Consider the following 12,024-nt stretch of genomic DNA (forward strand, 5'->3'; position numbering starts at 1 on the left):
TTGCATTAACCCGGTTCGTTCTTTTGAATTCGCGCGCGCAGCTCGCGAATTTCCCGCATGAGCAGCTGCTGCTCCGTCGGATCATCCGGCTGCTCGCTGCTCATTAATTGCGCCAGGCGAAGCTCCAGCTTTTCCCGTTCGTTCTGGCTTAGCTGCTCCTCCGCCGACAGCGTCCGGCTTCGATCCTTAGACAAGTATTCGTCATAGGTTCCGGGAAATTGCGCCGGCTCGCTCTTGCCCTCCAACACAATAAGCCGATTCGCCGTCTCGCGGATTAAATAACGGTCATGCGTAACAAGCAGCACGGCGCCGGGATAATGCTTGATCGCCTCCTCCACCCGCTCCCTCGTCCGAATGTCCAAATAATTCGTCGGTTCATCAAGCACAAGCAAATTAGATTTGCCGAAGAACAGCTTCAGGAAAGCTACCCTGCACTTCTCCCCCATGCTCAAACCGCCGATCCGCTTAAATACATCCTCCCTGGAGAAAAGAAAGCAGCCCAGTATCGTCCGCGCATGCGATTGCGTCATATCCGGGAGTGTCAGCAAGCTGTCGAGTATCGTGGCGTCATTGTCCAGCTTACCGAGCTCCTGCTCGAAATACCCGATCCGCGTCCGCGGATGGAGGGTTACCGAGCCGGCTATCGGGGTCAAGCTGCCCGTCGCCAGCTTAAGCAGCGTCGACTTGCCCGCCCCGTTCGGGCCGAGTACCGCAAGCCGGTCTCCCCGGTCGATCGTAAGGCTTAACCGCTCAAACAGCTTTCCCCGGCCTTCGTATGCAAAACCGACCTCGTCCATCCGCAAAAGCGTTGACGCCGCAAAGCCTTCCGCTTCCAGCTGCATGCGAAGCTGCGCTTCCTCGCGGGGCTTCTGCACCTTGCCCTGATCCAGCCGCTCGAGCGCGGATTCCTTCGCATGCAGCCGCGAGACGTTTTTCTTCGATTTGGAACGAAGAAAATCATTTTGCCCCGCAGCCTTATGCGCCTGCTGGAACCATTCCGCATACATCCGTATGCTCTCGAGAAGCTTCTCGCGCTCCTGCTCCTGCTTCTTATACAGCGTCTCCTGCGTCCGAAGTTCAATTTCCTTCTGGGCTTTATAGGCGGTATAACCGCCCGGATACCGCCGGCAGCCTGCCGCTTCCAGCTCCAGAACGGCCGTAGCGGTACGGTCGATGAAGGTCCGGTCATGCGATACATAGATCACCGTTCCCGGGTAAGCGTTCACCCAATGCTCCAGCCAATCGATCGCCGCCGCGTCCAAATGATTCGTCGGCTCATCGAGCAGAACCAGCTTCGGCTCCCTCACCATCAGCGCCGCGAGCTGCGCCTTTGTCTTCTGTCCGCCGCTCAGACTCGCGAACGGCGCTTCCCACAGCGCAGAGTCAAAGCTTAACTGCCTTAAGCACCGTTCGGCCTTCGTCTCCCATCCGTAGCCGTCAAGCTGCAAGTATCTCTCGAACAGCTCGCTGTAGCGGTTAATCAGCTCCTCGCTTGCCGGTTCAGCCTGCATCTGCTGCATCACATTCGCCATTTCGCGCTTTATTCCGAACTGCTCCGCAGATCCCGCCTGCACGAATTCAAGCAGCGACAAGGACGAATCCGTCTGTGCCTGCTGGTCAAGCCAGCCCCATTCGTTCAGCGGCAGCAGCCGCTGGACGTCTCCGCCGTCGAACGGCAGCCTGCCGGTGAGCCCGTGAAGCAGCGTCGTCTTCCCGGCGCCGTTGCGTCCGAACAACGCCAGTCGCTCGCCTTGCTTCACTTCAAAAGCGACGTTTTCAAACAGCTTTACGCCGTCCCATTCTTTATTCACGTTTTTTACTTTTAACAGCATCAAGAAACATCCCCCATTTTCATTTGGAATTGAAAAAAACCGCGGCCAGCGGCACACGGTCGAATACGTATGGGGATGTTCGGTTAAACGGAAATAACGGATGCGCCACAACGCCTATTCAGCCCGTGAACATCTCGTATCCGCCGTACCTGAATCATGCTCGCAAGTCCCCTAAATGACACACGTATCCCTAACCGTTTCTCGCTTATTTCGAGAACGCCGCTTGTACTTAAACAAGTTGTTAGCAGAAAACGTGTATTTACTTCATTGTAAGGGGGTCCTCCGTCAGTCATCAGATTGGATATGCATCTATTATAAGGGACGGCCGGATTGAATTTCAAGCGGGATTTCGCGGAACCGGGAAGGTACCAAATAAAGTTGGTACTATGCGCGAGGCGCGTCATCCTTGATGATTAACCCTATCAAATATTCCATTTGGAGGTGCCTATGTGCAGCCGGTATATATAACGAGCATAGGAAAATTTCTGCCCGGACCGCCAATCGGCAACACGGAAATCGAGGATTATCTCGGCAAAATAGGCGGCAAAAGCTCCAAGTCGATGCGCCGCATTCTAGACCAAAATCAAATTCGTTACCGGCATTATGCCATCGATAAACAACAGAAAAGCTTATATTCGAACGCCGGGATGGCTGCGCTTGCCATTCGTGACGCGCTCGGCCGGAATGGGGAGGACCTCGCGGATCGGATTGACTTTCTTGCCGCCGGCACGACGCAAGGCGACCTGTTGGTGCCCGGCTTCGCCAGCATGGTGCATGCGGAGACGAAGCTGCCCGTCATGGAGGTCGCGACCCATCACGGCGTCTGCGCAAGCGGCATGCAGGCGTTCATGAACGCGTACCTGCATATTCGCTCCGGCGGGCAGAATACCGCGATTTCCTGCGCCAGCGAGTTCCCGAGCCGCGCGTTCAAGCATTCCCGATTCGAGACGCAGGCAGGCTTAGAAGGCCGACCTATCGCATTCGATACCGACTTTCTCCGTTTCATGCTGTCCGATGGAGCCGGTGCCGCCGTCCTGCAGCACAAGCCGGCCGAAAGCGGTCTGTCGCTTCGCATCGAGTGGATCGACAACAAATCGTATGCGAATCATTACGACGTCTGTATGTACGCCGGAATGAATAAGGAGAATGCAGACGATGCGTGCTGGCTCGACTATGCCTCGATTCATGCGGCGGCGGATGACGGCGCCATTAATTTGAAGCAGGACATCCGGCTCGTCGGCGAAATGCCGAAGGTCGGCGTGAAGCGCTTCTTCGAGCTCGTGGAGGAAGGAAAGATCGATCCGGCGGGAATCGATTGGATGGTATGCCATTATTCGTCCCATTTTTTCCGCGATGAGATATTCCGGCTGCTGCAGCTTGGCGGCATGACGATCCCGGAGGACAAATGGTTCACGAATTTGTATACGAAAGGCAATACCGGTGCGGCTTCGATCTACATCATGCTGGAGGAGCTGCTGAACGAAGGACATCTGAAGCCGGGCGAGCGGGTGTTGTGCATGGTGCCGGAAAGCGGACGGTTCCAGACCTCTTACATGCTGCTGACCGTTGTCGGTTCCGCTGCGGACTGTAACGCCGAAGCGTTCTTGGAGCGGCAGCCTGAGGCGCCGAAGCTTGCTTATGACGCTGCCAATGACGTGCAGGCGCAGTTAGTTCGTCAGCTGGTTCAGGTGTGGATCGATTTTGAGCAAAAGCTCGCCCGGGTACCGGTCATTGATAAGCTGTACCGTCAAAGGTTCACGCTTGACGATTACAAAGCGCTGATGGTAAATATCCGCCAGCAGGTCATCGACGGCTCGCAATGGATCGCTCGAGCCGCCTCGTATATCGCTATTGAGCATATCGATCTGCGCTCGACGTTCATCGCTCATGCCAGCGACGAGCATCGCGACTTTCAGATTTTGGAGCGAAACTATGCTGCCGTCGGAGGCGCTTTGGCGGATATTCAAGCCGGGGACAAAAATATCGGCAGCGAGGCGCTGTCCTCGTTCCTGTTCCAGCGGGCGAGCCGCGTTAATCCGTTCGATCTCATCGGGGCGATGTGGATTATCGAGGGGCTGGGCTGCCGGATGGCCAGGTACTGGGGCGAGATGATCCGCGATCAGCTTTCGCTCAGCGACGAACAGGTCTCGTTCCTGCTGTATCACAGCGAGTCGGATGAGAAGCATTTTGAACGGCTGGAGAAGGTCGTGCAGCATGAGTTGCTGACAGCGGACATTGCGGCCCGTATCGTGAAGACGGCCAAGACAACCGCGAGGCTGTACCTGCTGCAGCTGGAGGAGCTGGGGAATGTATGAGCGAAGCCGATTATTTTAAAAGCATGCCGCATGACAAAAACGATCCTAATCCGTTCTTAGCCGTCTTCATGGATCAGAGCATCCCGTTCAACGAGGAAGCGAAGGCCGCCTATCTGAAGGACTGCTCCAGCAAATCGCGACAGTTTCTGCTGCCGGTGCTGCGGCCGTTCGCGCGGCTTATGATCGTCTTGCTGCAAATCTACAAGATCGTAGTTCCGAAGGCTTTCACGTCGTCATTGATGCTTCATCGCGTATTATATTGGGGCATGAAGACGTTTGTCAGCCCAAGCGCAAACTATATGATATTGCGGCATTTCTATCTGGGCTCCGAGGTGCTGGCGTTCATCCGGGATAACGTGCCGGGCGTGCAGGTCGAGATGAACCCGCTGAAGCCGACAAATCTGGAGCCGGTGAAGGATGATTTGTTTCTCATACACGATTTGAATCTCTATAACTTCGTCATCAATCTGAATCGCGAGCTGAAGGCCAAAGGAATCGAAGTGACGAAGCAGGAACGGCTTTGTTTCGATGCCGTCACGTCCGGACCGCTGCCGATCGAGCAGATGCCGAAGCGATGGACCAACTTCATGGATTTGACGACGGCCATCGAATGCTTCACTCCCGTCTATCAGCTGTTCCTGACGGACAATGATTTCTGGCGGGCGACCAACTCTTTGCAGCTGGACGAAACGATCGGCATCCTCGCCTCCAAAATCATCGGCAGCAACGAACGCCTCGCGCTCATCAACAACAAGCACCCGATGGTTCCGCTGACAACGCTGGGCGCGGGCTTCCGGCTCGTGCTGCACGGGCTGGCGACGGAGCAGCTTCATGCGCTGCTAGTGGAGCTGAAGCGGAAGCAGGAGGTTGCGGGGCTGTAGCGGGAGCGAAAGCAGGAGATTGGGGGCTGTAGCGGGAGCGAAAGCAGGAGATTGGGGGCTGTAGCGGGAGCGAAGCTATAACACGCGTAATTGATTCCGGGAGAGCATTTAACTTTGCAGATCATGAAGAAAATGACTTTGCTGCAACGGAGAAAAAGTAAATACGATGGAGTGGGATTGCGGATCAACTCTTTTGCGGTACTTAGATTGGAGTCAATTGCCATTTTAGGTGGCCGACTGGATAGTCGGCCGCCTTGTCGGTTAACGGGAACGATAGAACATCGGCGGTCCCTGCATGACAGCTATAGCCGAGTAACCGTAAAGCCTTTCTGCTCCAGCAGCTTTACGAGGCCATCCTCGCCAAGCATATGGGCGGCTCCAACGACAACGAAATAAGCTTTCTTTTCTTGGCCGTTCAAGTAACCGTTTATTTTTTCAACCATCTGAATGTTCCGGTCCTTAAGCAGCGTTTTATAGAGCTCCTCGTTCATGGTCGTTTCGCTAGTCAGCGCAAGCAGCTCCTCCTCATTCCCGGTCACCCACGTTTCCGTAAGCTGATCGAGACTGGAATCCTCAGCATAGTAGCTTTCGATGGATGTAAGGAGCATCTCTTCCTGCAGGTCCTCCGAGAAATTGTCGAATATTTGCAGCTGCGATTCGATCGACTCCAGTTCCAGAACCGGCAGCCCGCTCTCACCCGCCTGCTTCAAGAAATAAGCGTCGATTCCAATGCTTGTGTCGTAACCTGATTTCAGCATCGTAAAATAATCCAGGGTCGAAGATACGCTCCACGGCTCAAAGCTATCCAAAACATTCGGCTCCAGGCCGTTTTCCTTCAAAATCTCTTCCACTTTCTTATAGGCCTCTTCGGAGACGTGATCCTTCAGCGTCGTGCCGTCCTTGTAGGTGCTGATTTCCGCGACGAGCTTCTGATTCGTCTCGACATTGCCATTCGTAATATCCGCCTCGACGACCAGATAATCGGATGCTTCATAGGCCTCCAGTATTTCAGGACGCAGCGGATACATGGCTTCGTTCGCTACGTGGATCGATCCCAGCAAATAAACCGTATTCCCGGCGTTCTCCGCTTTCCATAGGAATCCTTGGCTCGGCTCCTTAACTTCAAGGGAAACCGCGCGGTTCTCGCTGCTCCACGATACCTCGTAGCCTGCCGCTTCGCTTACAAATCGTAATGGAATATAGGCGTTACCCTTGACCAGCCGCGGGACGGCAAGCAGTTGCTGCTCTTCTTCATTCACGAGCGCAACCGGGTTGTCCATTTGAATCGAAAGGTTTAAGCCTTCCTTGGTGCCGGTAACGACTTGCTCCTGTTGGTCCCAGCTAAACGAGAAATCCAGCTCTTCCAGCAGCGGCTCTGCCGGAACGAGCGTTGTTCCCTTCTCAATGATCGGCTGCTGCGACTCTTCCAGCTGCAGCTGTTCGTCTCCGATCCAAACCGTTACCGGCTTAGCTTCCGCTTGAACGCTCGCTGCAAAAGTAAATAAGAGGGCAATGGACACTAGTAGTGCTGTGATTTTTTTCATCCAGTCATTCTCTCCTTTAATGATAGATAGTGTTAGTGTTTATTCGTTATCGACAGACGCTTCACCCCACCTTTCCGCACCCATATTTTAACTATTAATACCACGCAATTACCATTTCGGAAAATACAAAACTTTTTTGCGTTGTGTTTTGCGATTCACGGATTGTATATTCGCGCGGTCTCCGCCTCGCATGCCGATTCTACGGCATTTCTGCCGCTCATTCGCGCGATCTCCGCCTCGCATGCCGATTCAACGGCATTTCTGCCGCTCATTCGCGCGGTCTCCGCCTCGCATGCCGATTCTACGGCATTTCTGCCGCTCATTCGCGCGATCTCCGCCTCGCATGCCGATTCAACGGCATTTCTGCCGCTCATTCGCGCGGTCTGATCCATAGTAAATTACCTACTTATCACCACAGATGATCATCCTCGAAAGAATGTACAAATTCATAGCGACAGACTCTTCCACTTTTCCCTGAACGAATCGGCAATAACTTCTCTTTATCGCAGAGAGATTGCAAACAACGCCTCGCTGTGCGAAGATTTATCTTTAATTCATCCACCAAATCGATTGGACGAATGTGCTTGTTCCGTCTTTTTGCTGCTCGTAACACATCCAGCTCCAGCCGCTTGTACTTCCCTTCCTCGAGACTGGAGGCCATGTATGGCGCAAACAATGATTTTAACAAAGAAATCACTAATTCCGGCTTCTCCTCAATCTCGTCATACGGTACAGCTACCACACGATAGCCCGCTATCTGCAGATAGGTTTCCCGGTTCAGCTCCTGGCGGTAACGGATTCGGTCCATATTTTGCACATGGGGGCCATAACCCTTAACCTCTATCGCGAATTTATAACGCCCAAGCACCCAGACAAAGTCGACAAAGTACGGTCTGCCTCGCCAATCCGAGACCTCGTATTCAGGATGCAAATTGTCCATATGACCAAAAATCGACCACCATACCTGCTCCAAAAACATACGTTCCCCGTGCCCATGCCCCCTCTCCAGCCTGCTGCGGCGTTCTCCCGTTCTGCGGCGCATATGAGCCTCCAACCATTTTGCATGCACTTCCTTATATCCCAATGCTCTCATCCTCCTGTCAGGACGCAAAAAATCCCGCACCCCGCAGCGATCGCGGAATACGGGACGTTCTTCGTCCTTATCTGATCAAAGTATAAGGCCAGTCGATTACATCTGTCAATCGCTCCTCATCCCGCTTACAACGGCTTTGTCACCAGAGGCTTCAGTCTCGATTCGATTTGTTCGCGTTGAGGCTCGAGGAATGGAGGCAAAGCGAGCGATTCGCCCAGATGGTTAATATCCTCATCCGTATCGAAGCCGGGACCGTCCGTCGCCAATTCAAAAAGAATGCCGTTCGGCTCGCGGAAGTACAACGAGCGAAAATAGTAGCGGTCGACAAAGCCGGAGTTCGGCATGCGTACGCCGCGAATATGCCCGATCCATTCCCGCAGCTCGTCGTCGTTATCGACGCGGAAAGCGACATGGTGTACGCCGCCATATCCCAGCTGCTCACGCGGCAGGTCGCTGCGCTCTTCCACATGAACCTCCGCTCCGCTGCCGCCTTCTCCCGTTTCTAATACGATAATGTCCGACTGCCCCGCAACAGTAGACGGATACTTGCCCTTCTCCCGGAAGCCCATCAGCTTCGTCAACACAGCAACGGTCGGCTCCGGGTTCCGCACCGTCAATTGAACCGGCCCCAGCCCCAGAATGCCGTATTCGGCAGGCACCGTGCTTCTCTCCCAAGGAACACCGCCGGCAACGCCTTCGTTCCGCTCATCCGAAACCAAGATAAGCCGCTGCCCCTCATAATCGCGGAACGCAAGCGTCTGGCGCCCGGCTCGCTCAATGATCTCGTCATGATCGACTTTGAACTGACTAAGCCGTTCCTTCCAATAAAGCAGTGCCGCATCACTTGCTACGCGAAGCGACAAGGAGGAAATGCTGCTTGTTCCCGCACGGTTTTTGCCGATCATCGGAAACTCGAAGAACGTCAATTCCGTTCCCGGATTTCCCTTTTCGTCCCCGTAGAACAAATGATAGACCGAGGTCTCATCCTGGTTAACCGTCTTTTTGACTAACCGGAGTCCCAGCAGCTGCGTGTAAAAGGTAAAGTTCTCAGATGCCTTGCCGGTCATGGCGGATACGTGGTGAATGCCTTTAAGCTGCATGCGCGATCAACCTCCTGTGATATGTGAATGCGTTATTTCTGTATTTTCTTGAGCAGCCCGAGCAGCTGCTTCTTCTCTTCCCGGTCCAATCCGTCATATTGCGAGGCTTGAAACTGCTCTTGAACCGGAACGACCTTATCGAACAGCGACTTGCCTCTTTTCGTTAAAGAGACATATTTCGTCTTCCACTCCTGCTCGCGCTTCACGAGACCAAGTTCCTCAAGCTTGCCAAGCAACTGAGTAATATTGCCTTTCGTGACAAAAAGCTTATCCGCCAGCTGCTTCTGCGTCAGCCGGTTATGAGCGCCGACTTGAGCCAGGATGTCGAACTGGGCAGCGGTTAAGTCCCATTTTTTCAAATGCTGATGGGTTTCCTTCAGACTTTGGTTATAAACCCGAGACAAACGAAACCATATCATTAAACCAAGCCGCTCATCGCGCTTCGATAAGTGGGAATCATCTGTATGACTCTCCGTCACATCATCACCTCAAGCCCTTTCTACAAGCATCAGTTTAGTTGTAAACTGAATAAAAGTCAATCCCCTACCTCAGACTAGCGCATCACCGTCACCAGTGTGTTAAGATAAGCGAATACTCTATATCAACTAAAGTCATTACCATTATTTTTCATCATTCATTTAAGGAGAACAGGCATGCTCGAACGAAATCCTTATTCACAGCCCCTTCAGCCGGCTGGACGAACAACGCTGGACACGGTAAAAAGAAACAGGCGGAATCGCAACCGGTTTCTCATATTGATTATTTTAGCGCTTACGGCATTTTTATTATGGAGATCCATTTGGCAATTCGAACGCTCCGAACCAGGTAACGACATCGTTCCGGCTCCCCCTGTCGCTGAGCTTCATCCGGTCGTTCTCGCCAAGCAGAAAGAGCTGTTAGCGGAGACGGCAAAAATCGGCATCTCGGTACTTATAACCGACGGCTTCCGCTCAAGCGAAGAGCAGGATTCGCTTTATGCGCAAGGGCGTACGGCAGATGGCGCTGTGGTCACTCAGGTACAAGGAGGCAATTCCTATCATAATTACGGTCTCGCCATCGATTTTGCCCTTCGTACGAAGGAAGGGGAGGTCGTGTGGGATATGAAATACGACGGAAACCGTAACGGGGAGGCCGACTGGATGGAGGTTGTAGCCGCGGCGAAACGGCTGGGCTTCAGTTGGGGCGGCGATTGGGACAACTTCCCGGATTATCCGCATCTTCAAATGGACTTCGGTTATACGATCCGCCAACTCAAGCGGGGCTTGCGGCCACCTGTGGAATAATAAAGTTTCTACGGAACGATTCGCTCTCTCCGCCTCGCGAGTATGTTTCTATCGTCCAACATAGAATGAAATTCTCAAAAAAAGAGCGCAGCGCTGTCATGATAATCCCCTTTCAGTTGCAGGTTTTATTATTTCACCTGTCTACCGTAAGAGGGCATATCATCATTAGCCTGTGCTCTTTGCTCATATATATTCGCTTCCGCCTAACGGCCGGCGTCTTCGCTCTCCCGCCGCGTCTCATCGACAGGTACAAGCTGATGAGCAGTACCTATCCCGTATCTCTATTATGGACTTGCTATAATTTCATAAGAACGCAAGCGTGCCCGGTGATCATAAATGTGTGCGGCCACCATAATTTCATCCGCTTGCGTAGCTTCAATATACTGCTTCAGCTTATTGCGGACCGTCTCCGGCCCTCCTATAATCGATGAACCAAGCTGCTGCTGAAGTGCCGCCTTCTCCTGCTCGCTCCACATTGTATCCATATTGCGGACCGGCGCCGGAAGAGGACCTCTCGTATTACGAATGAACGAAAGGAAAAGCTGCTGCATTGACGTAGCCAAGTACTCCGCTTCCTCATCCGAATCGGCTGCAATAACATTGACCGCCACCATGCCGTACGGCTTATCCAGCACCTCGGAAGGCTTAAAGTTGCTGCGGTACAGATTCATGGCCGGGATCGTAAAGTTCGGCGAGAAGTGTCCGGCAAAAGCGAACGGCAGGCCCAGTTCCGCAGCCAGCATGGCGCTAAAATCACTGGAACCGAGCAGCCAGATTGGAATGTTCAGCCCTTCTCCGGGGATGGCTCTGACCGGCATGCCGACCTCCGATCCGGCAGGATCAAGAAATGCCCGCAGCTCCGCCAGCTGCTCGGGAAAATCATGCCCGTTGCTTCTGCGGCTGCCTCTCAGCGCGGCCGCGGTCAAGCCGTCCGTCCCGGGCGCACGTCCAAGCCCGAGGTCGATCCGGCCGGGAAACAGCGATTCCAGCGTACCGAATTGCTCGGCAATGACAAGCGGCGCATGGTTCGGCAGCATAATGCCGCCCGAGCCGACCCGGATCGTCGAGGTGCCGGCCGCGACATGGCCGATAACAATCGAAGTCGCCGAGCTCGCAATGCTCGGCGCATTGTGATGCTCCGCCAGCCAATAACGATGATATCCCCACTTCTCCGTATGGCGTGCCAGATCGAGTGTATGGCTAAGCGATTCGGAGACCGTTCCTCCTTCGACAATCGGAGAAACATCAAGGACGGACAGCGGGATCTGATAAGCCCCATGAATTTCAGACACAACATTCACCTTCTTCTACATAATTCAAAAGCCGCTAACAAAAAGGACTTCCTTTAAACTGTATGAATGATAGATACATATTAAACAGTATACATTAAATCTCATTTACTATGCGTAATAGGCGGAACAGGCCACCAGACAGCAGATGAGAACTGTTTCACCCCTGCGTCGCATTGCTCATCTGCTGGCATTGCCGGATCTTATCTAACACGGTCTGAAGCGTATTTTGCTCCAGATAGGCTTCGTAGTGAAGCTCTGCCTCGTAGAAGAAATGATCCATGACAACTTGTATGTTCGCGGAAACCAGGCATTCCTCCTCCGGATTCCCGGAGCACCAATGCGGCTTCAACGTACCGCCGGACAGCGTACGGTATATTTCAGCCAGCGTAACCTCTTCCGGGTCGCAGCTCAATATATACCCCCCGCCGATGCCTTCCTTCGTCATTACATATCCATGCTTGCGCAAGGTACTCATGATTTTGCGGATACGCGTCGGATTCGTGGATACATTGCGGGCGATTGTCTCGCTGCTGGCCATATGTTCAGGCAAGTAAGCAAGCAGAACCAAGCTGTGAACCGCCACTGTAAATTCACTATTCATCGTTGCACTCCCTCTCCGGAAGGTTACTGTAATATTATTTCATACAGTTGAGAAAGTCAAACCTGTTTTACAGCAAGTTGGAG

Annotated in this window: 11 protein-coding genes; 3 read left to right on the top strand and 8 right to left on the bottom strand. The window is 53.3% G+C overall.

Features of this window, described 5'->3' with window-relative positions; all coding sequences use genetic code 11:
- Positions 1-5: 5 nt before the first annotated feature.
- Positions 6-1,832 carry a ribosomal protection-like ABC-F family protein gene (gene abc-f, locus H581_RS0103170; protein ID WP_036717524.1) on the bottom strand — a complete coding sequence of 609 codons (1,827 nt, stop codon included), beginning with the start codon at positions 1,830-1,832 and terminating at the stop codon, positions 6-8.
- 449 nt (positions 1,833-2,281) lie between these two features.
- On the opposite strand from abc-f, the gene H581_RS0103175 reads away from it, so the two are divergent.
- Complete coding sequence (locus H581_RS0103175; protein ID WP_028608755.1) at positions 2,282-4,147, top strand: StlD/DarB family beta-ketosynthase; 1,866 nt, start codon at positions 2,282-2,284, stop codon at positions 4,145-4,147.
- Positions 4,144-5,028 carry a DUF6999 family protein gene (locus H581_RS0103180; protein ID WP_028608756.1) on the top strand — a complete coding sequence of 295 codons (885 nt, stop codon included), beginning with the start codon at positions 4,144-4,146 and terminating at the stop codon, positions 5,026-5,028. The genes H581_RS0103175 and H581_RS0103180 overlap by 4 nt, the downstream gene beginning before the upstream one ends.
- Positions 5,029-5,330: 302 nt before the next feature.
- Here the strand turns inward: H581_RS0103180 and H581_RS0103185 are convergent, their stop codons facing one another.
- From H581_RS0103185 to H581_RS0103205, 5 genes are all read right to left on the bottom strand, one after another.
- Positions 5,331-6,572 carry a TraB/GumN family protein gene (locus H581_RS0103185; RefSeq protein WP_036717526.1) on the bottom strand — a complete coding sequence of 414 codons (1,242 nt, stop codon included), beginning with the start codon at positions 6,570-6,572 and terminating at the stop codon, positions 5,331-5,333.
- A 155-nt stretch (positions 6,573-6,727) separates the two neighbouring features.
- Positions 6,728-6,964 (bottom strand): hypothetical protein, encoded by a 237-nt coding sequence (locus tag H581_RS0103190; protein WP_028608758.1) that lies wholly within the window; start codon positions 6,962-6,964, stop codon positions 6,728-6,730.
- A gap of 17 nt (positions 6,965-6,981) precedes the next feature.
- Complete coding sequence (locus H581_RS0103195) at positions 6,982-7,656, bottom strand: hypothetical protein (protein WP_028608759.1); 675 nt, start codon at positions 7,654-7,656, stop codon at positions 6,982-6,984.
- A 134-nt stretch (positions 7,657-7,790) separates the two neighbouring features.
- Complete coding sequence (locus H581_RS0103200) at positions 7,791-8,765, bottom strand: ring-cleaving dioxygenase (protein WP_028608760.1); 975 nt, start codon at positions 8,763-8,765, stop codon at positions 7,791-7,793.
- Positions 8,766-8,797: 32 nt separating this feature from the next.
- Positions 8,798-9,184, bottom strand: coding sequence for a MarR family winged helix-turn-helix transcriptional regulator (locus tag H581_RS0103205; RefSeq protein WP_028608761.1), 387 nt, complete (start codon positions 9,182-9,184; stop codon positions 8,798-8,800).
- Between the two features lie 234 nt (positions 9,185-9,418).
- Between H581_RS0103205 and H581_RS39225 the strand changes: the two genes are divergently transcribed.
- Positions 9,419-10,048, top strand: coding sequence for a M15 family metallopeptidase (locus H581_RS39225; RefSeq protein WP_084134432.1), 630 nt, complete (start codon positions 9,419-9,421; stop codon positions 10,046-10,048).
- A gap of 284 nt (positions 10,049-10,332) precedes the next feature.
- On the opposite strand, the gene H581_RS0103215 is transcribed toward H581_RS39225, so the two are convergent.
- Both H581_RS0103215 and H581_RS0103220 read right to left on the bottom strand, forming a co-directional pair.
- On the bottom strand, positions 10,333-11,340 hold the full coding sequence (locus tag H581_RS0103215) for an LLM class flavin-dependent oxidoreductase (RefSeq protein WP_036717529.1): 1,008 nt from the start codon (positions 11,338-11,340) through the stop codon (positions 10,333-10,335).
- Between the two features lie 157 nt (positions 11,341-11,497).
- A complete protein-coding gene (locus H581_RS0103220) occupies positions 11,498-11,941 on the bottom strand; it encodes an Rrf2 family transcriptional regulator (protein WP_028608764.1) in 444 nt (147 codons plus the stop codon).
- Between the last annotated feature and the right edge of the window lie 83 nt (positions 11,942-12,024).

The sequence above is a fragment of the Paenibacillus harenae DSM 16969 genome (assembly GCF_000422465.1).
GTDB lineage: Bacteria > Bacillota > Bacilli > Paenibacillales > Paenibacillaceae > Pristimantibacillus > Pristimantibacillus harenae.

What these genes read in the sequence shown, in the direction of transcription:
- H581_RS0103200 (WP_028608760.1), bottom strand. Translation starts at nt 8,765, where the DNA reads ATGCAGCTTAAAGGCATTCACCACGTATCCGCCATGACCGGCAAGGCA.
- H581_RS0103220 (WP_028608764.1), bottom strand. Translation starts at nt 11,941, where the DNA reads ATGAATAGTGAATTTACAGTGGCGGTTCACAGCTTGGTTCTGCTTGCT.
- H581_RS0103190 (WP_028608758.1), bottom strand. Translation starts at nt 6,964, where the DNA reads ATGGATCAGACCGCGCGAATGAGCGGCAGAAATGCCGTTGAATCGGCA.
- H581_RS39225 (WP_084134432.1), top strand. Translation starts at nt 9,419, where the DNA reads ATGCTCGAACGAAATCCTTATTCACAGCCCCTTCAGCCGGCTGGACGA.
- H581_RS0103185 (WP_036717526.1), bottom strand. Translation starts at nt 6,572, where the DNA reads ATGAAAAAAATCACAGCACTACTAGTGTCCATTGCCCTCTTATTTACT.
- H581_RS0103205 (WP_028608761.1), bottom strand. Translation starts at nt 9,184, where the DNA reads ATGATATGGTTTCGTTTGTCTCGGGTTTATAACCAAAGTCTGAAGGAA.
- abc-f (WP_036717524.1), bottom strand. Translation starts at nt 1,832, where the DNA reads ATGCTGTTAAAAGTAAAAAACGTGAATAAAGAATGGGACGGCGTAAAG.
- H581_RS0103180 (WP_028608756.1), top strand. Translation starts at nt 4,144, where the DNA reads ATGAGCGAAGCCGATTATTTTAAAAGCATGCCGCATGACAAAAACGAT.